This window comes from Actinomadura roseirufa, from assembly GCF_900659635.1.
Lineage (GTDB): Bacteria > Actinomycetota > Actinomycetes > Streptosporangiales > Streptosporangiaceae > Spirillospora > Spirillospora roseirufa.
Map to the genome: position 1 here is coordinate 1 of NZ_CAACVB010000130.1, position 22,342 is coordinate 22,342.

Genomic DNA, 22,342 nt, shown 5'->3' on the forward strand with positions numbered 1-22,342 from the left:
GGCCGTGCCCGCCTCTCCGGTGACCCCGGGGGGCGGCCCCGTCCCGACGCCGACCGCGGGGCCGTCGACCGCGACGGCGGTGCCGAGGCCGTCCGCGCCGCCGGGCACCTCCGGCCCCACCGGCGGGCCCGGCGGGGAGTCGACCGTCACGGCGACTCCGGCGCCCACCAGAACGCCGGGCGTCACGGGCACTCCGGGGCCGGGCAACACCCCGAAGGGCGGGCCGCGGCCGCCGACCGGGACTCCGTCCACCAGCACGGACGGCCGGCCTGGGCCCACCACCCGGCCCTGACGCCCGGCGCGGTGACCTGAGCGGTGGTCGGGGACCGCGGGTCAGGTGAGGTTCGGGCCGCTCAGGGACAGGCCGGGGAGCATGTGCCAGCCGACCGTCTCCAGGACGGCGCGCAGCTGCGCCGGGATCCTGTCCAGGACGATCCGGCCCCGCCCGGCGTGCCGGGCCGCGGCGTCGGCGAGGATGTTGATCGCGCCGAGGTCGATGAAGCCGAGCCCGGCCAGGTCGAGGTGGACGTCGCCGGCGGTGGCGGCGGACGCCGCGGCGAGCGCCTGGTCGAGGATGGCGTGCCGGGAGGCGTCCAGCTCGCCCGACAGCGCGAGCCCGGCGGGCTGGAAGGTCCGCACGACGCACAGCACGGAGTCCTCGAACTCCGGGTCGGGCGTGGCGTGCACGGCGTGCGCCGCGCGCATCGCCGCGAGGTCGGCGGGCCGGCCGCGCCGCCGGTCGACCTGGCAGAGGGCGGTGACGCTCGTGCTCGGCGCGACCGCCCGGTCCAGCCGGCGTTCGAGGTCGAGCAGCGGATCGAGCCCGCCGGCGCCGCCGAGCGCCCAGGTCAGGTCGGCCGCCAGCCGGACGGCGCGGAACCCCGCCCGGCGCGCCCGGGTGAGCTCGGCGGCCAGCATCGCGGCGGCGGCGCGCGGGTCGAGGCGCTCGCCGCCGGGCGGCTCCGCCGCGAGGACGGTGAGCAGATGGGCGGGCAGGTCCGGGGTGAGGCCGGGGACCGCGTCGCGCGCCGAGCCGGTCAGGTAGACGACCTTGTCGTGCGCCAGCAGCCCGTCCCGGACGAACGCGCCCGCGATGTGGCGCTGCTCGTCCTCGCCGGAGTAGGCCAGCCAGGCGTGGTCGCCGGGCCGCAGGTCGCGGACCGGTCTGCGGACGGACCAGAGCGTCTCCATAGCGCCTTCCACACCGCCGTGTCACCGGGCCGGTCCAGACTATGACGCCGGGGCCGCGCGGTGCGGCGGGCCGTCCTTCGGGCTTTTCCAGTATCTGAGACCCAGAACGAAACAGGTCAGCGGCGCGTGTGCAGCCGGACGAACGTGCCGTCCCAGCCCGCCTTCAGCTCCACGAGATCGACCAGCAGCCGGACCGTCCACAGCCCGAACCCCTGCTGCAGCGCCGAGTCGGGCGGGATGAACCCGGTGAACGGGCCGGGCCGCCAGAACCCGTTGTCGCCGACTTCGCAGAGGAGGTCGTCGCCGTCGCGCCACGTCCACAGGCCCCTCGGCGGGACGCCGTGCTGCAGCGCGTTCGCCGCGACCTCGTTGACCGCGGTGACGAGGTTCTGCGCGGGCTGGCGGCCGAGGCCGTGCTCGGCCGCCCGCTCGGCGACGAAGGAGCGCAGCGCGTGCAGGTCGGCGCCGTCGATCGGCAGGTACTCGGCGCCCTCGGGACGGCCCGCGCGCCACGCGCGGTCGCAGCCGGCACCGAACACGGCCGGGTCGACGTAACGGCCGTTGATCAGGTCGCGGCCGTCGGTGAGCAGCAGCGGGTGCGTCCGCCGCGCCTCGGCCAGGACGTCATCGGGGAGCGTCGCGGTGTCGTAGGGGCACAGCGCCCGCGCGCCCGACCCCGCGAACACCACGTTGATCAGCGACTCGTAGCGGATCCACTCCAGCGTCTGCCGCTCGTCCCAGCGGCCCCAGACCGGCTCGGCCAGCGCGCAGACGCTGCGCGGCTCGCTGCGCTTCACGATGGCCTGGTAGTCGCGCAGGGTGCGGACGGGGTGCCGGTAGAACGCCGCCGAGTCGAAGTACTCGATCGCGGTGCCGTGCCCGGCGAACGTGTCGCGCAGCGCGGTCAGGTTGGGCTCGCGCGCCACCGCGACGACCGCCTGCCCGGACTCCAGCCCGGACTCCAGGAACGGCACGGTCACCGCGAGGAAGTCCTCGGGGCCGCTGTACATGAACGCTCGGTGCTCCAACGTCATCAGGCGATGCCCTCCGTCTCCGGGAGTGCGCGCCCGCCGCCGCGCGTGAGGCCGGGCAGCCGGTGCCAGCCGACCATCTCGATGACGTTCTCCACGTCGGCGGGGAGGTGGTCGAGGACCAGCGTCTCGTCGGCGGGCAGCGCGGTCGCGTGCTGGGCCAGCAGGTGCAGGCCGCCCAGGTCGATGAAGCCGAGCCGGGAGAAGTCCAGGTGGACGCGGCGCCGGTCCATGCTCACCTGGGACAGCTTCTCGGCGAACACGGCGTGCCGGGCGGCGTCGAGCTCGCCCTCGACCCGCAGCCCGTTGGGCTCGAAAGTACGCACGATCTTGAGGATCCCGTCGTCGAATTCGGGGTTCACTTCCACCAGGACCTCGTGGGTGTCGCGGAGGGCGGCCAGCTCGTGCGGCGGGCAGGCGCGCCGGTGAACCTGGCAGACGGCCATCGCCATGGTGCTCGGCGAGACGGCGTCGCCGACGCGGTGCTCACAGCCGAGCATCCGGCCGAGGTCGGAGCGGGACGGCCCGTTCAGGAGCCAGGTGTAGTCGGTCGTGAGGCGGACGGCGCGAAAGCCCTCGCCGAACGCCGCGTCGACCTCGGCGGCGAGGATGTCCAGCATGCGCTCGGGTTCGAAGGCGCCGTGCCGGTCGAGGCAGGCGTCCTCCCGGCTGATCAGCCGCAGCTGGCCCAGCCTGGCGTAGGTCTCGGCGTCGGCGCGCCGCCGCGGCCCGAGCCCCGGTACCCGCTCGGGCGGCGCGTCGGTGACGTAGACGACCTTCTCGTTGTGGGCCAGGCCCTCCCGCACGAAGGTTCCGATGACCTGGTCGCGCTCCTCGGCTCCGGAGTAGGCCAGCCAGCCGTGGTCGCCGGGCCGCACGGCGCTGACGGGTCGCTCGGCGAACCAGGGTGTCTCCATGACCTGCCCATCGAGGTCGGTACGGGTCCGCCCAGCGTACGCCGCCGCGGAGGTTTTGGAAGCCCAACGCATGGAGTTCCTCACGCTCTGTTGATCCCGGCGCCGACACGGGCGGCGGGGACGGCGGGGAGGCCGAGCCGCAGCCGGACCGTCGTGCCCCGGTCGCCGGTGCGGATCTGCACGATGCTGCACAGCAGCCGGACGGCCCACAGCCCGAACCGCCCGCCGGGACCGGTCGCGCCGGGCCGCGGCGGGACGAGCCCGAACGCGCTGCCGGAGGGCCACCGGCCCTCGTCGGTGACCTCGCACACCAGCGCGGGCTCGCCGGAGGTCTCGGTCCACATCCGCAGCGCGATCGGGGGAGCACCGTGCCGCAGCGAGTTCGTGACGATCTCGGTGACGGCGACGAGCAGGCGCTGGAGGTCCTCCTCGGGGAGCGGGGTCCGCCGCGCGTAGTCGGAGACGTAGGCGCGCAGCCAGTACAGGTCGGGCCGGTCGATCCGCAGCCGGTCGGTGCCCGCGGGCGGCTCGGGCAGCGGTTCGCGGTCGCACTCGGCGCTGTAGGCCCACGGGTCGATGTAGCCCGGGTTCGGCACGGCCCTGGTGTCGCGCACCGTCTCCGGATGGGTGCGCCGCGCGGCGGCGACCACGCCCGCGGGCAGTGATCCCGCGTAGGGGCACAGGATCGTCGCGCCCGTGCCGCGGAACGCGACGTTCAGGATCGCCTCGATCCGCTGCCACTCCACGACCTCGAGCGGCTGCCGCCGCTCCGCCCACACCGGGTCTCCCAGGACGCGCAGCCGACGTCCCTGCCAGGCGGTGTTGTCGGCGTCGCTGAGGCAGTCGGCCAGCGTGCGGGACGGATGCCCGTACCAGGTGGCGGCGTCGGCGAACTCCACCCCCGCCGCGGCGAGGCCGAGCTCTTCGCGCAGCAGTTCCTCCCGGCCGACGCCGGTGACCGCGAGGACGCGGTCGCCCTGGTCGACGCCGTCCCGTAAGAACGGCAGCGCGCCGGCGAGGAACTCGTCCACCCCGTCGTACGGCAGTAACCGATGGGTGAAGGGTTCACTCACGGTGGCCCACCTGCGTCCGGATCGGGGCGTCGCGGTCCGCCGTGGCTCGGCGGACTCACCCAGGGTAAGCCGCCGCCCCCTTGCCGTGCGGCCACTCTTGTTCAAATAGTGGCGCCGGTGTCCTACCGCGGTCAGCCGCTCATCGCGGACGCGTCAGGCCCTCATCGCGGACGCGTCCGGCGGTACAGCGCCGCCCTGAGACCGGGGGCCAGGTTCTCGACTAATTCATCGGGCGTCATCGACGCGATGGGATCCATCACGATGACGTAGCGCGTGAAGATGACGCCGGTGAGCTGGGCGCCGAACGCGGCGGCGCGGTGCCGGGCGTCCACGCCCCCGACGTGCTCGGCGATCCGGTCGATGATCTCCCGTCCGATCACCTCGCGCAGCAGCCGGGCCAGCTCGGCGTCCTGGATCGCGGCGGTGAGCAGCAGCCGCAGCCGCGGGCCGCCCTCGGGGTCGTCCCAGGTGCCGAGCAGCGCCCGCAGGACGCGTTCGGGCAGCGTGGCGGGGTCGCCGGGCAGGGCGGCGGCGAGCACGTCCGGCGGGCTGGTCAGCAGCCCGAGCACCGCGCCGAACAGCCCCTTCTTCGACCCGAAGAAGTAGCTGATCAGGGCGGCGTCCACGCCGGCCTCGGCGGCGATCGAGCGCATCGTCACGGCCGCGTAGCCCTCGGCCAGGAAGCGGCGGCGGGCGACCGCGAGGATCTCCTCCCGGGTGCCGGGGCTCCCGCGCCGCCGGCCGCGCGCGGCCCCCGATTTATTCATCACGATTGAAATATAGCTCCGCGCGGGCCAGGTTCGAGGGGTAGGGCAGGACCCGTCCCAGGAGGCTTCCATGGCCACCACGCCACCCGTCCAGGGCACGGTGCACCGCGCGGTGCTGCCGGCCGTGATGCTCGCCCTGGCCACCGTCGTCTCGGCGGTGGCGTCCCTCAACACCGCGGTGCCGTCCATCGCCCGCGACCTCCACGCCACCCAGACCGAGCTGGCGTGGGTCATCGACGCCTACGCGCTCGTGTTCGCCGCGCTGCTGCTCCTCGGCGGCGCCATCGGCGACCGCTACGGCCGCCGCCGCGCCCTGGCCGCAGGGCTCGTGGTCTTCGGCGCCGGGTCGGCCGCCGCACTGGCCGCCGACGGTCCCGGCTGGCTGATCGCGGCGCGCGGCGTGCTCGGCGTCGGCGCCGCCCTGGTCATGCCGGCCACGCTGTCGACGATCACCGCGACGTTCCCGCCGGACCGGCGCACCCGGGCCGTCGGCACCTGGGCGGGCGTGGCGGGCGCGAGCGCGGTGTTCGGGCTGCTGGTCTCGGGCGGCCTGCTGGAGGTCTGGTCCTGGCGCTCGATCTTCGTGCTGAACGTGGTGCTGGCGGCGGTCGCGCTCACCGTCACCCTCGCGGTCGTGCCCGAGTCCGCCGACCCGGACTCGCCGCGGCTCGACCTGACCGGCGCCCTGATCACCGTCGCGGGCCTGGGCGCCGGGGTCTACTCGATCATCGAGGCCCCGGCGCACGGCTGGGCGAGCGCCCGCACGCTGGGCGGCCTCGCCGTCGCGGCGGTCGTCCTCGCGGGCTTCGCCGGCTGGGAGCTGACCCGCCCGAACCCGCTGCTGGACCCGCGGCTGTTCCGCGTCAGGGCCTTCTCGGCGGGAACCCTCTCGATCACCGCGCAGTTCTTCGCCTTCTTCGGATTCGTGTTCATCACCCTGCAATACCTGCAGCTCGTAAAGGGGAACGGCCCGTTCCTCGCGGCCGCGAGCCTCCTGCCGATGGCCGCCGCGATGATGCCCTCGGCGCGCGGCATCGCGCCCCGGCTGGCGAGCCGGTTCGGCGCCCGCCGCGTCGTCCCCGCCGGGCTGCTCCTCGCCGGCCTCGGCCTGTTCCTGCTGTCCCTGCTGGACGAGACCAGCGGCTACTGGCCGCTCCTGGCCGGACTCATCCCGCTCGGCGCCGGGATGGGACTGGCCATGACCCCGGCCACCGCCGTGATCACCGACGCGCTCCCCGCGGCCAAGCAGGGCGTCGGCTCGGCGGTGAACGACCTGGCCCGCGAACTCGGCGGGGCGCTCGGCATCGCCGTCCTCGGCAGCCTGCTCCAGTCGTCCTACCGCGGCGCCCTGGACACCGGCGGCCTTCCCGAGCCGCTGGCCGAGCAAGCCCGCGCGTCCGTCGCGCTGGCGACCCGCCTCGGCCCGCCGGTCGCCGACCAGGCGCGGGCGGCCTTCGCGGACGGCCTGCACACCGCGCTGTTCGCCGCGGCCGTCACCCTCGCGGTCACGGCCGTCGCCGTCGGCGCCCTGTTCCGGAGCACCGGCGACCAGAACACCCCGGGCCCGTCCGAGCGGCCCGCCCCGCAACCGGTCCCGGGCACGGCGCGGACGGAGCCATGAGGCGATGCCGTCGGGTCGACCTCGCGCCCATGAGCACCCGCGCTGGACCGGTCGCCGTTCACGCCCGGATTTCGCTGTCGTGCTGATCGGCCGGGACGCTAAGCTGAACGGGCTTCCTCAGCGAAGCACCGGCGGGCGTGGCGAAGTAGGTATACGCGGCAGGTTTAGGTCCTGTTGGTGGAGACACCGTGGGGGTTCGAGTCCCCCCGCCCGCACACGCCGAGCCGATCACGAGTCGTACATCCGGCGCGGCCGCGCCGAGGACGCCGTGGCGCGCTGATCCCCGGGGCCGAGTGTCCGGCCGCCGGGGATCTTGTGGTGGATCAGTGGGGAGCGCTGTCCGTCCAGCCCAGCTCAAGGAACAGCTGCTGGGTGTAGATGGTGCCGGGCTTCATGCCCGCCGTCTCGGCGCCCTTGCCCGAGACGAGAACGGTTTGGGTGCCGAGGACGCGGTACGTCCGGGGCTGCAGCAGGAGCTCGGTGTCGAAGGTGCCGCGTTCGTCCGATACCCGGGCGGCCAGCGCGATGGCGGTACGCCCCCGAGTGTCCGTTACCTTCCCGGCGTTGCGGATGCCCGGGGTGTCGGCCAGGACGCGGAAGACGGCCGCGTTGAGCTTCGGCGACCCGGACTGGGCCAGGAGGGAGCCGGCCCGCGTGAGCTCGTTGCCCGGCCCGCCCTCGCCGGACCGGCTGCGAAGTTCCCGCCGCAGCGCCGTCCTGTCGTCGGCCAGCGCCTCACGCTGCCGCTGGGTCAGCATCTTGTTCTTGCCGCAGGTCTGCGGCGTCGTCGCGCACTTCTTGGCCTCTGCGTCCAGGTAGGCGGTGGCCTGCTTCTTCTGCGCGGGCGTCGTGCGCCGGATGTCCCAGGGCTCGGTGGCGGTGGTCTGCTGGATCTGGCCGCCGTTGGACAGGACGCTCCAGGTCGGCGGTGATCCGGCGCGCTGCCAGGCGGCCCGGTCGGCGGCCTTCTGCGGTTGCGCCCCGGCGAATCGGCTGCGGAAGACGTCGTCGGTCTCGTCGGTGCGGCCGATCCACTGGTCGATCTCCAGCTGGGCGCCGGTGATCACGTAGTCGCCCGCCGCCACGTGGTACGCCTGACCGTTGATCACGTGGGAGTGCAGGTAGCGGCCGGCCGGCGCCGACGCGGCGCCGTGCGCGGCGGCGAGCAGCATCTGCCGCGCGGTGAGCTCCGTCCCCTGGGTGGTCCTGGCGGAGGGGAAGCCGCCGCTCAGCGCGACGGCGACCGCGGTCGCGGCGGCGGTCGCCGCCACGCCGAGGCTCAGCCGGAAGGTCATGCCCCGTGGCCGCGGCCGGGGCCTGGCCTGGGCGAGGACGCGCCGCCGTCCCTCGGCGATCACCTCTGCCGACGGCGGAGCCTCCGCCAGAAAGCTCCGGATCATGCGCTGGTCATCCATGGTCGTCCTCCTCGAGTGCGGCGCGCACCTTCTTGCGGGCGCGGCTCAGCCGCGACCCGACCGTTCCGTACGAGACTCCGAGCGCCTGCGCGATCTCTTCGTGGGAGAGGTCGCAGACGGCGCTGAGCAACAGGACGTCGCGCTGCCCGCGCGGCAACGCGGCCAGCGCCTTGGCCAGGCGCGGCTGCAGGCCCTCGGCGCGGACCCAGTTCACGACGCGGTTCTCGTGGCTGTCGGCGACCTCGTCGAGGCCGAGCTTGCCCAGGGCGCGGTACCGGCGCACCTCCTGACGCCGGTGCTGGGCGATCAGCCGCGTCGCGATGCCGAACAGCCAGGGCCGGATCGCGCCCTTCTCCGGGTTGTACCGGCCTTGCTTGCGCAGCGCGATGAGAAAGGTGTCGGCGGCGACATCGTCGGCGACGTCCCGGCCCAGACGGCTGGCGACGTAGCCGTGGATGGCGGGGAAATGCTCGTCATAGAGCGCGGCGAAGGCGTCGGGCGTGCGTGCGGCCGGTTCGGCGATCCGCGCGCCCTTCACGTTCTGGCCTGCATCGTGGGAACCTTCCGGTGAGCGAGAGCTGTCACCGGTACTCCGACGAAGGCCCCGGATCCTTTCCCCGGCCCGACATGATCGTTCCAGGGCGGCCACCGCACTGTACGCGCGGCGGCCCCCGGGGACGCCGCCGGACGCCGGCGCCGACCGCCCCCCACGAGGCCGGGACGGACGCGGTCGCCGAATGATCCGATGAGAGACGTCCGGGCGTGGCTACTCTTGATCTTGGCCCCGAACCCGCGTCCCGGAGATGAGCGTTGACGGTTGCAGAGCCTCGCCAAGTCGGCCCACTCGAAGCCGTAGAGTGCCTGTTCAGGTCGTGGCTGCCCAGATGGCGGCTCACGATCGTCGGAGGCGCGGTTCCCGAGGAGGAGTGGAGCTCCAAGCCCTCCTTGACCGAGGTGACAGGGTACGGGGCGTTCCCAGGAACCTTCGCCGGCTCCGGCGGGCAGCGCCACCCAGTCGCGGTGGAGCGGTTCGACATCGAGGACCCGGACGAGACGTCCGACAGCGCTTTGCACGCGTCCTGGGGGCGGCCCACCGGGGGCTCCGAACAGACGTATGAGTTCCTCATCGGAGCCCTGGAGTCCGGTGGCGGCCTAGACCGGCGAGGCCGAGCATTGGCCGGATACGCCGCCGGTGCCCTGGTGGCAGACGCCACAGACCTGCTGTGGATCATCGCCGCAGGCGAACCGGGTGGCCCAGCTCTTGACGATGAGCTGCACCTACTGGTGCGCAGTGGGAGGACCACACGGCGGCTGTCGCTGGCCCCCGCCCCGATCGTCTCCAGAACCTCCGTTGAGGCCGAATATCGAATCGCCTGTGTCACTGCCCTCCTGAGTGAATTCCTCGTGATCAACAACACCGACGCGGTGACATTCGAGGTGAGTTTCGGAACCCACGACGTCGACCTCGACGGCCCTGATCCCCACGAGGCCTTTCGGGCAGGCTGGCCAGGGGACGGGCACTGGCTGATCGCCGACGAGAACGACGACGAGGATGACGACGTCCTCTGGCCGCTGGACGCGTCCTCCCTGGAAGCAACGCTGACCGAGTCGGAACGGAACATCGTCCAAGCGGCCCGGGCCACGAGCATGCTCTGGGAATTCGATGACACGACCCCCGAGATTCCCGGCGACGAACTCGTCTCCTGGCTGGCCCGCGACCTGTACGAGACGATCATCAACGAGGTCAGCGGAAAATCCGGAACCCTTCTCGCCTTCGCCAAGAAGTTCCCCCTGGACGAGGTTCTTTACGGTGAAGGGGATTCATGCCTCCTCATGGTCGGCTCGGAACGCACCGCCCTCGTCTACATGAGCAGCTGATCGCCGTCGGCGAAACTCTTCGAGATCTTCTTGACTCTGGCTGAGGAACTGCACTTCGGGCGGACCGGCGGACCGGCTCGGTGTCAGCGGCGCCCGGGTCAGCCAGACCATCAAGCGGCTGGAGGTCCGGTTCGGGGCGGCTTTTCGCGAATTTCGATTCGCATCCATTCTCGAAGTGTGCTATTCATCGAGAATGCCCGACGTAGATGATCTGCACTCCGGGGCCCGGGAGGCGGCGGTCATCGCGCTGGCCGCGATCGACGAGGGCGAGGCCACCACGGCCCTCTACCGGATGTTCGATCGTCACGGCTGTCACGGTTCGGCCGGGCGGTTGCTGGCGCATTTCACCGGCGAGACCGAACCCACGACGGAAGAGCTCATCGAGTCCCTGCCCGGGGTCGACAACTTCCTCGGCGTGCTGACCTCGGCCGCCCTGGGCGAACGGGGCGCGGCGGCGGTCCCGGCATTGCTCGCGGCGCTGCGCGCGTTCCCCTTGCCGACCCCGCCTGACTCCGGCCAATGGTTCGGCGACGAGACGACCAAGTACCGGCTGATGTACGCCCTGGGACGGGCCGGCGCGGCTGCGGCGCCCGCGACGTCGACCCTGCTGGCCGTCCTGGAGGACGAGGGAACCTACCGGGACACCCGGCACCAGGCGGAGGCGACCCTGCGGGCGATCGGCCTGCCGGAGACGGTAGACACGATCGCCGCCGAGGTCCGGCGGCGTGCCGATCTCGCCGTCCAGATGGGGGACGGCGACGAGGCGGTGGACTTCAGCCTCTTGCTCGACGTGCTGACGGGCATGCCGGCCGCGGCCCTGGCGAACTCCGGTGAGCTCGGACCGGCTCTGGACGCGGTGCGCCGCCGCTTCGGCGACGGTCTCAGGACACATGAGGAAGACGGCGAAGTCTGTGAATACACCGTCTTGGAGATACGGCTCGCCGACGACATCGACGAGAAGCTCGCCGAGCACTTCACGTGAGGATCGAGCGTCGTTATTCGCGGTCGCCGCACTTCTGATAGCCGCTACGCCTGTGCAGACGACGCCGGACAACTCGGCCAAGGAATTCGTGGCTTGCGAACTCGTCACGGGGGACTGGGAGATACAACGCGACCGAGGACGTCTACGCGTTCAACTCGCAGGCCAACGGCCTCTGGGTGGCGGCGGAGATCGACTACACCGGCAGCGGCGCCGCGATGCTCCGCGCGCGGTCGACGGCGATCGGGACCTGGGAGAAGCGCGTCCCACATGGTGGGTGGGCTGGTGTACGCGCGTATCGGCTTGGCCGCCTTGTTCACTGGACGAGCGTGCGGCTGTACCTGCGCACCGGCCGTCGTGCCTGGCCGATCATCGACCGCGCCGTCTGCAACTTCGTGGTCGTCTACACCGGCGTCACCTGAAGGCGAGCCTCCTGTGGAGGAGTGTCCTTGCGTTCAGAATCGCCGGCCGCTCAACGGCTGTCTTGAATCTGCGCAGGTCGACCGCGTGCGTGAATTGGAGCGGATTTGAGGGGCAGGGGCACCCCCGAGCGCGGGTTCGAGGAGCGTCGCTGCGCGGACGGCCTCTCCGAACCCGCAGCGCACCGGCCGCAGGACCCCGCTCGGGCGGACCCGCGGCCGGTGCGCGCCCTCCGGAGGACGGCCGAACGTGAGGGCGGCGGCCGGGCGGGTCGTCACGATCTGTGTGACGCGCCGGGTGCGGGGGTCGCCGGTGGCCAGGCCGCCAGGGTGAGGTCGGCGACGCGTTCGAGGTCGTCGCGGGAGGCGCCGCCTGCGGCCTGAACCGACAATCCGTAGGAGACCGACCAGACGTAGTGGGCCAAAGCTGAGCAATCCGCGTCCGGGGGAAGGTCGCCTTCGGCGCGGGCGCGTTCGAAGCGCTCGGACAGGGCGGCCTCGGACGCACGGCGCCGCGCGGCGATCTCGTCGCGGACGGACTTGTTCTGCTCGCCGGTCACGAGCGCGCCCTGGACGAAGAGGCAGCCGCCGGGACCGCGCGTCGCGACCGCGATCGCGCCGCGGAGGAGGGCTTCGACGACGGCGCGCGCGGTGGGTTCGGTCTGTGCCGTCAGGACGTGGGAGGCCGGACCTCGCACGTATCTGTCCAGCGCCTTGCGGAAGAGGGTCTCCTTGTTGCCGTAGGCCGCGTACAGGCTGGGGCGGTTGATGCCCATCGCCTCGGTGAGGTCGGACAGGGCGGTTCCCTCGTAGCCCTGCCGCCAGAAGACCTCCAGGGCGCGGTCGAGCCGTTCGTCCAGGTCGAACTCGCGGGGACGTCCGGTGGCCATGTGCTGCCCTCCTTCCTTATGTACCGGTCGATATAGTATCGTTCCCTCTTCTATACCGCTCGGTACACAATGGAGGTCGTCATGCTTCTCGAAGGCAGGGTCGCGCTGGTCACGGGAGGTTCGAGGGGAATCGGCGCGGCAACGGCGCGCGCACTCGCCGAGCAGGGCGCGGACGTCGCGCTGACCTATGCCGCGTCCGCGGACAGGGCGAAGGAGGTCGTCCAGGACGTCGAGCGGGCCGGGCGCAGGGGCGCCGCCTACCAGGCCGACCAGGCGGATCCGGCGCGGATCGCCGACCTGGTCGCCACGGTCGTGGCGGACTTCGGCCGCCTGGACGTCCTGGTCAACAACGCCGGCGTGAGCAGCCGGGACGTCCTTGCGGGAGAGGGCGGCGATCCGGCGGCGCGTGACCGGCTGTACGAGGTGAACCTGAACGGCGTGGTGGCCGCGATCCGCGCCGCCGCCCCGGTCCTCGGCGAGGGCGGGCGGATCATCACGATCGGGTCCACGCTGTCGGAGCTGGCGCGGTGGCCGGGCAACGCCGACTACGCCGCGACCAAGGCCGCGATCATCGGATACAGCAAGGGCGCGGCCCGAGACCTGGGCCCGCGCGGCATCACCGTCAACGTCATCCGGTCGGGCGCGGTGGCCACCGAGATGAACCCCCCGGACGGCCCGTTCGCCGACGCTCAGCGGGACGCCAACGCGGTGGGCCGCTTCGGACGGCCCGAGGAGATCGCGGCCGGCGTGGTCTTCCTCGCCGGCCCGGGAGCCTCCTACGTCACCGGCGCCGTCCTCGACATCGACGGCGGATACCTCGCCTGAGCCCCGCCCGGCCACCGCCCCCGCCGAGTCCCGCCAGAGTCCGGTCGGCGCTTGCGTTGCGAACCCATTTGGAGGGTGGGTTAGGGGGTGGCTGGGGGGCGGGTTGCTATTTGGGTTCGGAAGCGGCCTGGGGTTAGGCCGAATTCTCTTTGGAAGGCGTGTGAGAGTGCGTAGGGGCTGCCGTAGCCGACCTGGTCGGCGATGGTGGCCAGGGTGTCCGGGGTGTCGCGGAGCAGGGTGGCGGCGCGGGTGAGGCGCCACCAGGTGAGGTAGGCCATAGGCGGGCGGCCGACCATGGTGGTGAAGCGGCGCGCCAGGGTGGGGCGGGAGACGCCCGCTTCTGTGGCCAGGCGGTCGTTGGTCCATGGGGCGGCCGGGTCGGAGTGCAGTGCGCGCAGGGCGGCGGCCGTCACCGGGTCGCTCAGGATGGCGGGCCAGGCTCCGCTGGTGGCGTCGGCCATCCAGGCGCGGACCATGTAGATGAGGAGGAGGTCGAGCAGGTTCGGGAGTGCGATGCAGGCGCCGGGGCGTCTCTCGTTCAACTCGCCGGCCAGCAGGTCGATCGCGGCGCGGAGTTCGGGGTGGGCGCCCAGGCGATTGGGGAGGTGAATGATTGTGGGCAGCTCCGCCATGAGCGGGTGCAGGCGGCTGCAATCGAGCCGGTATTTGCCGCAGAGCAACTCCGCCTCGACCTGATCAAGCGGTCCCGCCGGCGCGAGCGCCTTTTCGAACGGCACTGCCTTCTTGAGCGCGAGCGCCGGGTCGAGGGGGGCGTCGGCCATGACGTGGCCCGTGCCGTGGGGGATGAGCACCGCGTCGCCCACGCTCAGGGACACCGGGGCGCCGTCATCGGGCAGCAGCCAGCAACCGCCCTTGAGGACGACGTGGAAGCCCGCGCCGCCGTAGGGGGCCAGCCGTACGCACCAGCTTCCGTTGACCCGCACTCGGTCGGACGAGGGCTGCCCGAGGCGGACGGTGGAGATCGCGTCACTCACCACGTCCATGCCTGCATTGTACGCCTTGCCTCAGCGATGAGACGAATGCGTATCTGAGTGAGTCAGGCGAGCATTGAGAGGATCGTCCAGGCTTTCTAGGGTCGGACGCATGGCTACCGAGAGCATGCCCGGCATCGTGCTGGGGGACGTCGAGGTCATCCGGGTCGTCGAGTGGCAGGGGCCGTTCGCGCCCGTGTCCGAGCTGTTTCCGCAGATTGATGAGGAGGTCTGGAAGGACAATGAGGACTGGCTGGCCCCAGATCACTGGGAGCCCGACACCGGCCTGATAGTGGCCGCGCTACAGACCTGGGTGCTGCGCAGCGGCGGACGGACCGTCCTGGTCGACACCGGAGTGGGCAACGGCCGCGAGCGGCCCGCGTTTCCGGCGTTCCACCACTGGCAGGGGGATTTCCTCGGCCTGCTGGCCAAGGCCGGTGTCCGCCCACAGGACGTCGACGTCGTCGTGAACACGCATCTCCACGTCGATCACGTCGGCTGGAACACGGTCGACGCGGACGGGGAGTGGGTACCGACGTTCCCCAACGCTCAATACCTTCTTCCGGCCGCGGACGATTCCCACTTCGGCCCGGACAACGCGTACGGGAACGGTCGGCAGGTGGACGATCGGCTGATGTACGAAGACAGCATCGCGCCCGTCCATCGGGCCGGGCAGGTGGTGCTGTGGGACGGCCTCCATCGCATCGACGAGCACCTCACCCTGGAGTCCGCACCCGGCCACACCCCCGGCTCGTCGGTGCTGCGGCTGGCATCCGGAAGCGACCGGGCGGTCTTCGTCGGGGATCTGATGCACAGCCCCGTGCAGGTCGTCCAGGACGCTTGCAACAGCTGGGCCTGCACGAGCCCGCGACAGGCGGCGGCCAGTCGTCGCCGGATCCTCGAACGGGCCGCCGATGAACGCGAGCTGGTCGTCCCCGCGCATTTCGGCGGGGCGGGTGCTCTGGAGGTCCGGCGGGACGGAGACGGGTTCGGCCTCGGTCCCTGGGCGACCGCGTTCGGGTGAGGTGACCTGGTCGCGGACGCCCCGTCCCGGACGCGGCCGGACCTGGACATGGTGCTGCGGGGCGTGAACGGCGCGGCGGCCGGGCGGCCGGTGCCCTGATCGGGGCCCGGCCGCCCGCGGCTGATGCTCGGTGGCGGTGCCGGCGAGAGGAGTCGGCTTACGGGCACCGTGAAGGTGAGTGTCGTGCCTCTTGGAGGAGGATGAATTCCCGCCGCTCGGGCACGGGACGCGGCCCCGCGGGGCCGGACGTGAGCAGGCGGCCGGGCACCCGGCGCGCCGTCAGACGGCCAGGTCGCGGCGCAGGCGTTCCACGTGGCCGGTGGCCTTCACGTTGTAGTACGCCTTCTCGATCTTCCCCTCGGGGTCGATGATGAACGTCGAGCGGATGACGCCGACGACGAGCTTGCCGTACAGCTTCTTCTCGCCGTAGGCGCCGTACGACTGCAGCGTCTCCGTCTCCGGGTCGGACAGGAGCGGGAAGGTGAGGCCCTCCTTCTCGCGGAACTTCGCGAGCTTGGCGGGGGCGTCGGGGGACACGCCGATGACGGTGACCCCCGCGGCCTCCAGTTCGGGGAGGCTGCCCTGGAAGTCGACCGACTCCTTGGTGCAGCCCGGGGTCATGGCCGCGGGGTAGAAGTAGAGGATCACGCGCTTCCCGCGCAGCGAGGTCAGTGACACCGGCTCGGAGTCGGCGTCGGGAAGCTCGAAATCGGGGGCGAGGTCGCCCGGCTGCAGCCGCTCTGACACCCTGTCCTGCCTTTCGCTCGGTTGACGGGTCCAAAGGTACCGGCTGGGGTATGGCGGACGTCCAAGGGGAAGACCTGCGACACTGTTCGGATCATGCGTCGCTCGACAGGACAAGGACACGGCATGGCTGACACGGCCCGCGACCCGGAGGCGCTGGAGCGGGAGATCGAGCGCACCCGCCTGGAACTCGCGCGCACGATCGACGAGCTGGCGGACCGCGTCAACCCCCGGAACGTCGCGCAGCGCGGCGCCGAGCGGCTCAAGGAGGAGGCCGGGCACGTCGCGCAGGCCGTCGGGGCGCTGGTGCGGCAGGACGGCGAGAAGGACGAGGCCGGTGGGCCCGACCGCCGCGCGCTGATCGCGGGCGCCGGGGTCGCGGTGGCGCTGACCGCCCTGGTGCTGCTTCGGCGCAGGCGCAAGCGCCGCTGAGTCCGCCGCTGGAGGCGCCGGTCCGCGATCCGCGGCCGGCGCCTTTTCGCGTGCCGGGCCCGGGACGGCCGGGAGCGGTCAGTCCAGGGACGGCGGGGTGGCGGTGAAGCGGGCCACGACCGCGGCGCGGACGGTCTGCGCGGCGGGCTCCAGGTCGATCGCCTCGGGCTCGTCCGGCGCGCCGCCGGGGGCCCTGCCGTACCCGGCGGCGAGGGCGACCGGGTACTCGGCGCTCGTTCCGCCGAGTCCCTCGTCGGAGAGCTCGACGAGGCCGGTGAGACGCGAGCCGAGCGCCTCGGCGTAGCTGCGGGCCCGGGTGACCGCCTCGTGCACGGCCTGCCGGGCGGCGCGGGCGTAGACCTCGCTGTCGCGGCGCAGCGCCCACTCGGGGCCCTGCACGGAGGTGCGCTCCAGGTTGCCGAGCTGCGTGATCATCCCGCCGAGGTCGGTGAAGTCGCGGACGGTGATCTTGATCCACGCGGTGCCCTGGTAGGCGCGGATGTCGCCCTCGCGGCGCCGGTACTTCAGCAGCGGGGTGATCAGCAGCCCACCGGTCTCGATCTTCTCGACGGCGTCGCCGAAGGACTCGACGAGCCTGAGGCACTGCTTGTTGCGCTCGGTGAGCCGGTCGAGCGCGGTGCCCCTGTGCTCCTCCTGCGCCTGGACGTGCACCGAGAGCCGGGCGATCTCGGGCTCGACCTCCAGGACGGCCTCGCCGCGCACACTGATCAGGGGAGCGTCGATCATACCGGCCAACCTAGTCCCTGGACGGGCGGTCAGAGGAAGGTTCGGCCCTCGCCGCGGTAGGTCGGGACGGTCCGGACGAGCCGGTCGCCGTCGATCAGGTGCAGGTCGGCGAAGCGCTCGCACAGCTCGCCGGCCTTGGTGTGGCGGAACCAGACGCGGTCGCCGACGGAGAGCAGGTCGGCGGCGCGGCCGAGCAGCGGGGTCTGGACCTCGCCCGCGCCCTCGTCCGCGCGGTAGGACAGCCCGGTCGGCAGGTACGGCTGGGGGAGGCGGACGCGGTCGCCCGGCCCGGAGGCGAGGTAGCCGCCGCCGAGGCAGGTGACGACGCCGGGGCCGGGACGGCGGACGACCGGCAGGGCGAACAGCGCGGCGGGCCGTCCGCTGAAGGCGGAGTACTGGTCGAACAGGTGCGGCTGGTAGAGGCCGGAGCCCGCGGCGACCTCGGTGACGGCGCGCTCGGCCGCGGTCGTCTCGACGCTGCCGGTGCCGCCGCCGTTGACGAAGCGGAGGTCGGTCAGCTCGCGGACGGCGCGCACGATCGCGGCCCGCCGCCGGGCCAGCTCGACGCGGGACCTGCGCTGGACGGCGCGGATCGCGCGGGCGCGGGCGGGCCGGCCGGGCGGCAGGTCGCCGACCCCGGCGATCTGCGCCTCGTAGGCCATCAGCCCGGCGAGTTCGAGGCCGGGCCGCTTGAGGATCCGCTCGGCGAGCGCCGCCACCTGGGCGGGGGTGCGCAGCGGGGAGCGCAGCGCGCCGATCGTGACGCGGCCGCCGAGCGGGCGGTAGGAGGCGTCGATGTCGACGCAGACCCGGAGCGGGCGGCCGCCCCCGGCGGCCTCGATCAGGTCGAGGTGCTCGGCGGAGTCGACCATCAGGGTGACGGCGCGGGCCGCGGCCGGGTCGGCGGCGAGCGCGGCGACGGCGGTCCGGTCGGTGGTCGGGTAGGCGACGAGGATGTCGTCGCTGACTCCGCGCTCGTAGAGCCAGAGCGCCTCCGGGAGGGTGAAGGCCATGACTCCCGCGAACCCGTCCATGGCGAGGACCTCGGTGAGGAGCTCCCGGCAGCGCACCGACTTGCTCGCGACCCGGATCGGCTTCCCTCCGGCGCGGCGGCGCAGATCCGCCGCGTTGGCCCGCAGCGCCGCCAGGTCGACGACGGCGAACGGTGCCTCCAGGCCCGCGGTCACGGCGTCATAGCGGTCCCGCAGGTTCATCCCTGTCACTCTTCCAGGGTACCGCCTGAATATGAAAAGCCCTCATGTTAATGGGAGGTCGGGGCTCAGTACGAAGCGCCCAGTTCGGCTGCCAGGCGCAGTGCCGCCGCGTAGGACTCCTCGTGGGCCTCGCGCAGGTGCGCCAGGGCCGGGTCCAGGCGGGCGTTCACCAGCTCGGCGGCCACCGACGCGACGTCCTCGACGGCGAAGTGCCCGGCGAAGAAGTCGCGCAGGAAGCGCTCCTGGTGGTCGAACGGCTCGCGCGGCATGCCCGGCCCGTACGCGCCGCCGCGCGCCGAGGCGATCACGAACCGCCGCCCGGTCAGGGACATGCGCGGGAATGTCACCTGGTCGATCCACGCCTTGAGCGAGGCCGGGACGGTGAAGTTGTACATCGGCGTGGCGACGAGGACGACGTCGGCGGCGACCAGCTCGTCCAGCAGCGGCTCCAGGACGGCCCACGCCTCGGCCTGGGCGGGCGTACGGACGGCCTCCTTGTAGCGGTCGATCTCGGTGATGCCGTGTTCGAGGACGTGGTCGCACAGCTCCGTCCACGCCTCGCCGATGAACGGGACGGGGTCGGCGGCGAGGTCGCGGTGGACGTAGTGGCCGCCGGGGTGGGCCTCGCGCCAGGCGGCGGCGAACGCCTCGCCCACCTCCCGGCTGACGGAGCGGCGCCGGGCGCTGGCGTCGAGGTGGAGCAGCGTGGTCATGAATCCTCCCGGAGCAATAAGTGGACGTGATGTCCGCTTGGACTGTAGCTCTATGTGGACATGTTGTCCACTTCTCCTCCGATGGGTACAGTCGCCCGCATGGATCCCCGTACCGACCTGCTCACCGGCCGGCCCGCCGGGGCGGGCGCCCGGCCCCGCGAGCGCGCGGACGCCGCCCGGAACCGGGCGAAGGTGCTCGACGCGGCCGCCGGGCTGTTCGCCGCCGGGGACCCGCGCGCCGTCACGATGGACGACATCGCCAAGGCGGCCGGAGTCGGGCGCGGCACGCTGTACCGGCGCTATCCGGACACCGCCTCCATCGCGCTGGCCCTGCTGGACGAGCACGAGCGCCGCCTCCAGGAGGAGATGCTGCGGGGGGACCCGCCCCTCGGGCCCGGCGCGCCGCCGTCCGACCGCCTGGCCGCCTTCTACGGCGCCATGATCGACCTGCTGGAGGCGCACCTCGACCTGCACCTCGGCGCGGAGACGGGCGGGAAACGGCTCACCACCGGCGCGTACGGGTTCTGGCGCGCCCACGTCCGGACCCTGCTCGCCGAGGCCGGAACCCCGGAGCCGGACGCGCTCGCCGACGTCCTGCTGGCGCCGCTCGCGTCCGAGGTCTACGCCCGCCAGCGCGAGCAGGGCCGGACGCCGGAGGAGATCATCGCCGCGCTGGCCCACCTCGCCCGGCGCCTTCTCGCCCCGCACTCGCCCTGATGAGGGGACTCGCGGGCGTGGCGGGCCGCGCCGCGGGCCCGCGGACGTAAGCTCGTAGCACACGAGTCCCGGACGGCCGAGGGCCGACGCTCCGCGCCCGGCGGGACGCCGGCGCCGGCCCGGGGCGAGCCGTCATCGGACGTCCCGCCCGGGCTCCCCGCGAACGACCACGGCGGAAGTGAGACCGTGAACGAATATGTGCTGACACTGTCGTGCCCCGACAGGCCGGGGATCGTCGCCGCCGTCTCGGGCCTGCTGGCCGAGCGCGGCTGCAACATCCTGGAGAGCCAGCAGTTCGGCGACCGCGAGCGCGACACCTTCTTCATGCGGGTGCAGTTCGCGGGCGTCGCCGGGACCGATGCCGACGAGCTGCGCGGCGCGTGCGCGGCGCTGGCGTCCGAGCTCGGCCTGGACTGGCGGCTGCACGACCTCGCGGCCCGCCCGCGCGTGCTGATCATGGTGTCGAAGGGCGGGCACTGCCTGAACGACCTGCTGTACCGGCAGCGGTCCGGGCTGCTCGACATCGACGTCGTCGCCGTCGTGTCCAACCACCCGGACCTGCGGCCGCTCACCCAGTCGTACGGGATCGACTACCACCACCTGCCCACCGGGCCGGGCGGCAAGGCCGCGCAGGAGGCGGAGATCCTCACGCTGGTCGAGCACTACCGCGCCGACCTGGTCGTCCTGGCCCGCTACATGCAGATCCTCTCCGACGACTTCTGCGCCAAGCTGCCCGGCAGGATCATCAACATCCACCATTCGTTCCTGCCGAGCTTCAAGGGCGCCCGCCCCTACCACCAGGCGCACGCCCGCGGCGTCAAGGTGATCGGGGCCACCGCGCACTACGTGACGGCCGACCTGGACGAGGGGCCGATCATCGAGCAGGAGGTCGCGCGCGTCGACCACGCCCACAGCCCCGAGGAACTGGTCGCCGTCGGCCGCGACGTGGAGTGCCTCGCGCTCGCCCGCGCCGTCCGCTGGCACGCCGAGCACCGCGTCCTGCTCAACGGCGACCGCACGGTCGTCTTCCGCTGAGTCCATTGCGAGCCCGGCCCACTTCGCCCGCGTGGTGGCTGAGGATCACTTCTAGACGGGGGCCCTAGGGCCCTACGGCGTCCTTCGCGCGCTCCGTAGCGTTCCTGCTGATCGGATAGGCATCGAGGTTCAGCGAGGAGTGCGACCATGGGCAGGCGCGTGATCCTGATCGGGCTTTCCACCGCCGCCGTCGTGACGGCGGGCGGGCTGGGGGCGGCGGCGCTGGGATCGGCGGGTCGGGATCCGCGGGCCCATCAGGCGGCGCCGGTGAGTGCGCCGGAGGGCGGGGTCGTCGTCCACGTCGACCCGGGCGGCGGGGCGGCGAAGCAGGCGGCGGCGGGGACGGTGTCGTCGCTGGAGGAGGCCCAGAAGGTCCTGGAGGACAGGAACGCCACGAAGGCCACGGTCCTGGTCAAGGGCGGTACCTATCAGGACGAGTCGTTCGAATGGTCGTACTCCCCGGCGGGCGGCGACATCACCGTCCGCCCCGAGTCGGGGACGGGCCGCGTGGTCTACGACGGGGGCGGCCGCGAGGGCTACTGGGCGACCGTCCGGCCCGGCTCCGGAAAGATCCACTTCAGCGGGATGACGATCCAGAACTACACCGCCGGCGGGATCTTGTTCAGGGGCGACAAGGAGACCCGGCAGAAGATCTCCGGCGGGTCCGTGCGGAACATGGTCTTCCGCAGGATCGGTACCAAGTACGGCGAGGGCAAGGAGGGCTACGGCGCCGTCCACATGTACTACTCGTGGAACATGAGGATCGAGCACAACGACTTCCAGAACCTGGAGAACGACACGGTTCTCAGCCGTATCCACGCCGTGTACTTCTCCAACGGTGCGAGCAACAACACCGTGTCCGGGAACGCGTTCTCGAAGGTCAGCGGCGACCCTGTCCGGGCCAGCGACGGCGCGAGCGGCAACCGTGTGACGGGCAACCGGTTCCAGACGACGGGCTGGTACGGGCTGTTCTCCTACTTCAAGTTCGACCGCGACCCGGTGTGCGGCAAGAACAACTACTTCGCGGGCAACACCTACGGCAAGGTGTATCCCCGTCCCGGGCGGACGAAGAGCTTCAAGGGCCAGCCCGTCGACTGGGACAACCGCGGCAAGAAGGGCGCGTGCAGGCCCGACCCCATCAAGGTGGGCTCCGGCAACAAGTACGCCCCGAACGCCCGCGCGACGCCGGTCAACTAGGGCGTGCCCGGGCGTCGCGCACAGAACGTAGATCCACAAAACAGGCCCTAGGGCGTGTCCCGTGTGAGATGTCGGCTAGGCGTGTTTCACTCATCGTGAGAACGGTTCACCGAGAGTGATGACGTCCGACGCCGAGACTCACGGGGGTGGTCATGGCAGAGGCCCTGGTCAGGGACCTGATCCATGAGACGCAGAGCAGGGGGCGGGCGCGCCGGCTCGCCGTCCGGGAGTTCCGGCCGCGCCGGGTGCTCCCCGGGCTGGCCGCCGCGCTGCTGCTGACGGTCGCCGGCGGGGCCGCCGCGGTCGAGCTGCTGGCGGCGGGGCTCGGGTCGGGCGTGCACCCGGTGCCGGGCGCGGCCCGTGCGGTGGACGTCCTGCAGCGGCTGCCATGGCGCCATCCGGGCATCCGGGCGGGCGCCGGCGCGGCCACCGCGCTGGGGTTCGCGCTCCTGCTGGCGGCGATGCCGGGCCGCACCCGCGGCGTCCCGCTGGACGGCGCGGACCCGCGGCAGGCCGGCGTG

Annotated in this window: 24 protein-coding genes, 1 tRNA gene and 1 pseudogene; 12 read left to right on the forward strand and 14 right to left on the reverse strand. The window is 72.5% G+C overall.

Translation table 11 applies throughout. From position 1 onward, the window contains the following. The 6 genes from E1291_RS24805 to E1291_RS24830 all read right to left on the reverse strand — a co-directional run. Positions 1 to 186, reverse strand: a 186-nt coding sequence (locus E1291_RS24805; protein WP_207400921.1) for a hypothetical protein, incomplete at its 3' end; no start/stop codon positions are given. Between the two features lie 147 nt (positions 187 to 333). Further along, positions 334 to 1,191, reverse strand: coding sequence for an MEDS and STAS domain-containing protein (locus E1291_RS24810; RefSeq protein ID WP_131740389.1), 858 nt, complete (start codon positions 1,189 to 1,191; stop codon positions 334 to 336). Positions 1,192 to 1,307: 116 nt separating this feature from the next. After that, positions 1,308 to 2,225, reverse strand: a complete 918-nt coding sequence (locus tag E1291_RS24815; protein ID WP_131740390.1) for an anti-sigma factor RsbA family regulatory protein — start codon at positions 2,223 to 2,225, stop codon at positions 1,308 to 1,310. Continuing rightward, a complete protein-coding gene (locus E1291_RS24820; RefSeq protein WP_131740391.1) occupies positions 2,225 to 3,139 on the reverse strand; it encodes an MEDS and STAS domain-containing protein in 915 nt (304 codons plus the stop codon). The genes E1291_RS24815 and E1291_RS24820 overlap by 1 nt, the downstream gene beginning before the upstream one ends. Positions 3,140 to 3,219: 80 nt before the next feature. Beyond that, a complete protein-coding gene (locus tag E1291_RS24825; RefSeq protein ID WP_131740392.1) occupies positions 3,220 to 4,212 on the reverse strand; it encodes an anti-sigma factor RsbA family regulatory protein in 993 nt (330 codons plus the stop codon). 161 nt (positions 4,213 to 4,373) lie between these two features. Beyond that, entirely contained in the window at positions 4,374 to 4,979 is a 606-nt protein-coding gene (locus E1291_RS24830) for a TetR/AcrR family transcriptional regulator (RefSeq protein ID WP_131740393.1), read from the reverse strand. A 70-nt stretch (positions 4,980 to 5,049) separates the two neighbouring features. Here E1291_RS24830 and E1291_RS24835 point away from each other — a divergent pair, with 70 nt between their 5' ends. Together E1291_RS24835 and E1291_RS24840 are read left to right on the forward strand one after the other, a co-directional pair. Continuing rightward, the gene (locus E1291_RS24835) at positions 5,050 to 6,600 is read left to right on the forward strand and encodes an MFS transporter (RefSeq protein ID WP_131740394.1); all 1,551 of its coding nucleotides are present in this window, start codon (positions 5,050 to 5,052) and stop codon (positions 6,598 to 6,600) included. A 131-nt stretch (positions 6,601 to 6,731) separates the two neighbouring features. Next, positions 6,732 to 6,815 (forward strand) — tRNA-Leu (locus E1291_RS24840). A gap of 108 nt (positions 6,816 to 6,923) precedes the next feature. Here the strand turns inward: E1291_RS24840 and E1291_RS24845 are convergent. Together E1291_RS24845 and E1291_RS24850 are read right to left on the reverse strand one after the other, a co-directional pair. After that, on the reverse strand, positions 6,924 to 8,015 hold the full coding sequence (locus tag E1291_RS24845) for a hypothetical protein (protein ID WP_131740395.1): 1,092 nt from the start codon (positions 8,013 to 8,015) through the stop codon (positions 6,924 to 6,926). After that, complete coding sequence (locus tag E1291_RS24850) at positions 8,008 to 8,553, reverse strand: RNA polymerase sigma factor (protein WP_131740396.1); 546 nt, start codon at positions 8,551 to 8,553, stop codon at positions 8,008 to 8,010. Before E1291_RS24850 ends, E1291_RS24845 begins: the two co-directional genes overlap by 8 nt. Positions 8,554 to 8,825: 272 nt before the next feature. Here E1291_RS24850 and E1291_RS24855 point away from each other — a divergent pair, with 272 nt between their 5' ends. The 3 genes from E1291_RS24855 (at position 8,826) to E1291_RS24865 (ending at position 11,294) form a co-directional block, all read left to right on the forward strand. Beyond that, complete coding sequence (locus E1291_RS24855) at positions 8,826 to 9,893, forward strand: hypothetical protein (protein ID WP_131740397.1); 1,068 nt, start codon at positions 8,826 to 8,828, stop codon at positions 9,891 to 9,893. A 193-nt stretch (positions 9,894 to 10,086) separates the two neighbouring features. Further along, a complete protein-coding gene (locus E1291_RS24860) occupies positions 10,087 to 10,875 on the forward strand; it encodes a hypothetical protein (RefSeq protein WP_131740398.1) in 789 nt (262 codons plus the stop codon). A 176-nt stretch (positions 10,876 to 11,051) separates the two neighbouring features. Then, on the forward strand, positions 11,052 to 11,294 hold the full coding sequence (locus tag E1291_RS24865) for a hypothetical protein (RefSeq protein ID WP_131740399.1): 243 nt from the start codon (positions 11,052 to 11,054) through the stop codon (positions 11,292 to 11,294). A 272-nt stretch (positions 11,295 to 11,566) separates the two neighbouring features. Here E1291_RS24865 and E1291_RS24870 read toward each other — a convergent pair whose 3' ends face one another. Then, positions 11,567 to 12,181, reverse strand: a complete 615-nt coding sequence (locus tag E1291_RS24870) for a TetR/AcrR family transcriptional regulator (RefSeq protein ID WP_131740400.1) — start codon at positions 12,179 to 12,181, stop codon at positions 11,567 to 11,569. An 81-nt stretch (positions 12,182 to 12,262) separates the two neighbouring features. Between E1291_RS24870 and E1291_RS24875 the strand changes: the two genes are divergently transcribed. Then, positions 12,263 to 13,006 carry an SDR family NAD(P)-dependent oxidoreductase gene (locus tag E1291_RS24875; RefSeq protein WP_242614353.1) on the forward strand — a complete coding sequence of 248 codons (744 nt, stop codon included), beginning with the start codon at positions 12,263 to 12,265 and terminating at the stop codon, positions 13,004 to 13,006. Positions 13,007 to 13,086: 80 nt separating this feature from the next. Here E1291_RS24875 and E1291_RS24880 read toward each other — a convergent pair whose 3' ends face one another. Then, positions 13,087 to 14,010, reverse strand: coding sequence for an AraC family transcriptional regulator (locus E1291_RS24880; RefSeq protein WP_131740402.1), 924 nt, complete (start codon positions 14,008 to 14,010; stop codon positions 13,087 to 13,089). 100 nt (positions 14,011 to 14,110) lie between these two features. Here E1291_RS24880 and E1291_RS24885 point away from each other — a divergent pair, with 100 nt between their 5' ends. After that, positions 14,111 to 15,022 (forward strand): MBL fold metallo-hydrolase, encoded by a 912-nt coding sequence (locus E1291_RS24885; RefSeq protein ID WP_131740403.1) that lies wholly within the window; start codon positions 14,111 to 14,113, stop codon positions 15,020 to 15,022. Between the two features lie 279 nt (positions 15,023 to 15,301). Here the strand turns inward: E1291_RS24885 and bcp are convergent, their stop codons facing one another. Further along, positions 15,302 to 15,769, reverse strand: coding sequence for a thioredoxin-dependent thiol peroxidase (bcp, locus tag E1291_RS24890; protein WP_131740404.1), 468 nt, complete (start codon positions 15,767 to 15,769; stop codon positions 15,302 to 15,304). Positions 15,770 to 15,892: 123 nt separating this feature from the next. On the opposite strand from bcp, the gene E1291_RS24895 reads away from it, so the two are divergent. Continuing rightward, positions 15,893 to 16,198, forward strand: coding sequence for a DUF3618 domain-containing protein (locus E1291_RS24895; protein ID WP_131740405.1), 306 nt, complete (start codon positions 15,893 to 15,895; stop codon positions 16,196 to 16,198). Between the two features lie 78 nt (positions 16,199 to 16,276). On the opposite strand, the gene E1291_RS24900 is transcribed toward E1291_RS24895, so the two are convergent. From E1291_RS24900 to E1291_RS24910, 3 genes are all read right to left on the reverse strand, one after another. Beyond that, a complete protein-coding gene (locus E1291_RS24900; protein ID WP_131740406.1) occupies positions 16,277 to 16,945 on the reverse strand; it encodes an SIMPL domain-containing protein in 669 nt (222 codons plus the stop codon). Between the two features lie 29 nt (positions 16,946 to 16,974). Next, positions 16,975 to 18,159, reverse strand: coding sequence for an amino acid deaminase/aldolase (locus E1291_RS24905; RefSeq protein WP_131740411.1), 1,185 nt, complete (start codon positions 18,157 to 18,159; stop codon positions 16,975 to 16,977). A gap of 65 nt (positions 18,160 to 18,224) precedes the next feature. Beyond that, the gene (locus E1291_RS24910; protein ID WP_131740407.1) at positions 18,225 to 18,872 is read right to left on the reverse strand and encodes an FMN-dependent NADH-azoreductase; all 648 of its coding nucleotides are present in this window, start codon (positions 18,870 to 18,872) and stop codon (positions 18,225 to 18,227) included. A 99-nt stretch (positions 18,873 to 18,971) separates the two neighbouring features. Here E1291_RS24910 and E1291_RS24915 point away from each other — a divergent pair, with 99 nt between their 5' ends. From E1291_RS24915 to E1291_RS42220, 4 genes and pseudogenes are all read left to right on the forward strand, one after another. Further along, positions 18,972 to 19,589 (forward strand): TetR/AcrR family transcriptional regulator, encoded by a 618-nt coding sequence (locus E1291_RS24915; protein WP_131740408.1) that lies wholly within the window; start codon positions 18,972 to 18,974, stop codon positions 19,587 to 19,589. A gap of 186 nt (positions 19,590 to 19,775) precedes the next feature. Continuing rightward, positions 19,776 to 20,624: a formyltetrahydrofolate deformylase gene (gene purU, locus E1291_RS24920; RefSeq protein WP_131740409.1), complete on the forward strand. Its 849-nt coding sequence runs from the start codon at positions 19,776 to 19,778 to the stop codon at positions 20,622 to 20,624. Between the two features lie 147 nt (positions 20,625 to 20,771). Beyond that, complete coding sequence (locus E1291_RS24925) at positions 20,772 to 21,821, forward strand: right-handed parallel beta-helix repeat-containing protein (protein ID WP_131740410.1); 1,050 nt, start codon at positions 20,772 to 20,774, stop codon at positions 21,819 to 21,821. A 152-nt stretch (positions 21,822 to 21,973) separates the two neighbouring features. Beyond that, positions 21,974 to 22,342, forward strand: a pseudogene (locus tag E1291_RS42220) (hypothetical protein); the annotation flags it as partial.

Excerpts from the sequence above, each read along its gene's own strand:
- E1291_RS24845 (WP_131740395.1), bottom strand. The coding sequence starts at position 8,015 with ATGGATGACCAGCGCATGATCCGGAGCTTTCTGGCGGAGGCTCCGCCG.
- E1291_RS24910 (WP_131740407.1), bottom strand. The coding sequence starts at position 18,872 with ATGACCACGCTGCTCCACCTCGACGCCAGCGCCCGGCGCCGCTCCGTC.
- E1291_RS24885 (WP_131740403.1), top strand. The coding sequence starts at position 14,111 with ATGGCTACCGAGAGCATGCCCGGCATCGTGCTGGGGGACGTCGAGGTC.
- E1291_RS24810 (WP_131740389.1), bottom strand. The coding sequence starts at position 1,191 with ATGGAGACGCTCTGGTCCGTCCGCAGACCGGTCCGCGACCTGCGGCCC.
- E1291_RS24820 (WP_131740391.1), bottom strand. The coding sequence starts at position 3,139 with ATGGAGACACCCTGGTTCGCCGAGCGACCCGTCAGCGCCGTGCGGCCC.
- E1291_RS24895 (WP_131740405.1), top strand. The coding sequence starts at position 15,893 with ATGGCTGACACGGCCCGCGACCCGGAGGCGCTGGAGCGGGAGATCGAG.
- E1291_RS24880 (WP_131740402.1), bottom strand. The coding sequence starts at position 14,010 with ATGGACGTGGTGAGTGACGCGATCTCCACCGTCCGCCTCGGGCAGCCC.
- E1291_RS24835 (WP_131740394.1), top strand. The coding sequence starts at position 5,050 with ATGGCCACCACGCCACCCGTCCAGGGCACGGTGCACCGCGCGGTGCTG.
- E1291_RS24875 (WP_242614353.1), top strand. The coding sequence starts at position 12,263 with ATGCTTCTCGAAGGCAGGGTCGCGCTGGTCACGGGAGGTTCGAGGGGA.
- E1291_RS24860 (WP_131740398.1), top strand. The coding sequence starts at position 10,087 with ATGCCCGACGTAGATGATCTGCACTCCGGGGCCCGGGAGGCGGCGGTC.
- E1291_RS24900 (WP_131740406.1), bottom strand. The coding sequence starts at position 16,945 with ATGATCGACGCTCCCCTGATCAGTGTGCGCGGCGAGGCCGTCCTGGAG.
- E1291_RS24830 (WP_131740393.1), bottom strand. The coding sequence starts at position 4,979 with ATGAATAAATCGGGGGCCGCGCGCGGCCGGCGGCGCGGGAGCCCCGGC.
- E1291_RS24905 (WP_131740411.1), bottom strand. The coding sequence starts at position 18,159 with ATGAACCTGCGGGACCGCTATGACGCCGTGACCGCGGGCCTGGAGGCA.
- E1291_RS24925 (WP_131740410.1), top strand. The coding sequence starts at position 20,772 with ATGGGCAGGCGCGTGATCCTGATCGGGCTTTCCACCGCCGCCGTCGTG.
- E1291_RS24815 (WP_131740390.1), bottom strand. The coding sequence starts at position 2,225 with ATGACGTTGGAGCACCGAGCGTTCATGTACAGCGGCCCCGAGGACTTC.
- E1291_RS24915 (WP_131740408.1), top strand. The coding sequence starts at position 18,972 with ATGGATCCCCGTACCGACCTGCTCACCGGCCGGCCCGCCGGGGCGGGC.
- E1291_RS24870 (WP_131740400.1), bottom strand. The coding sequence starts at position 12,181 with ATGGCCACCGGACGTCCCCGCGAGTTCGACCTGGACGAACGGCTCGAC.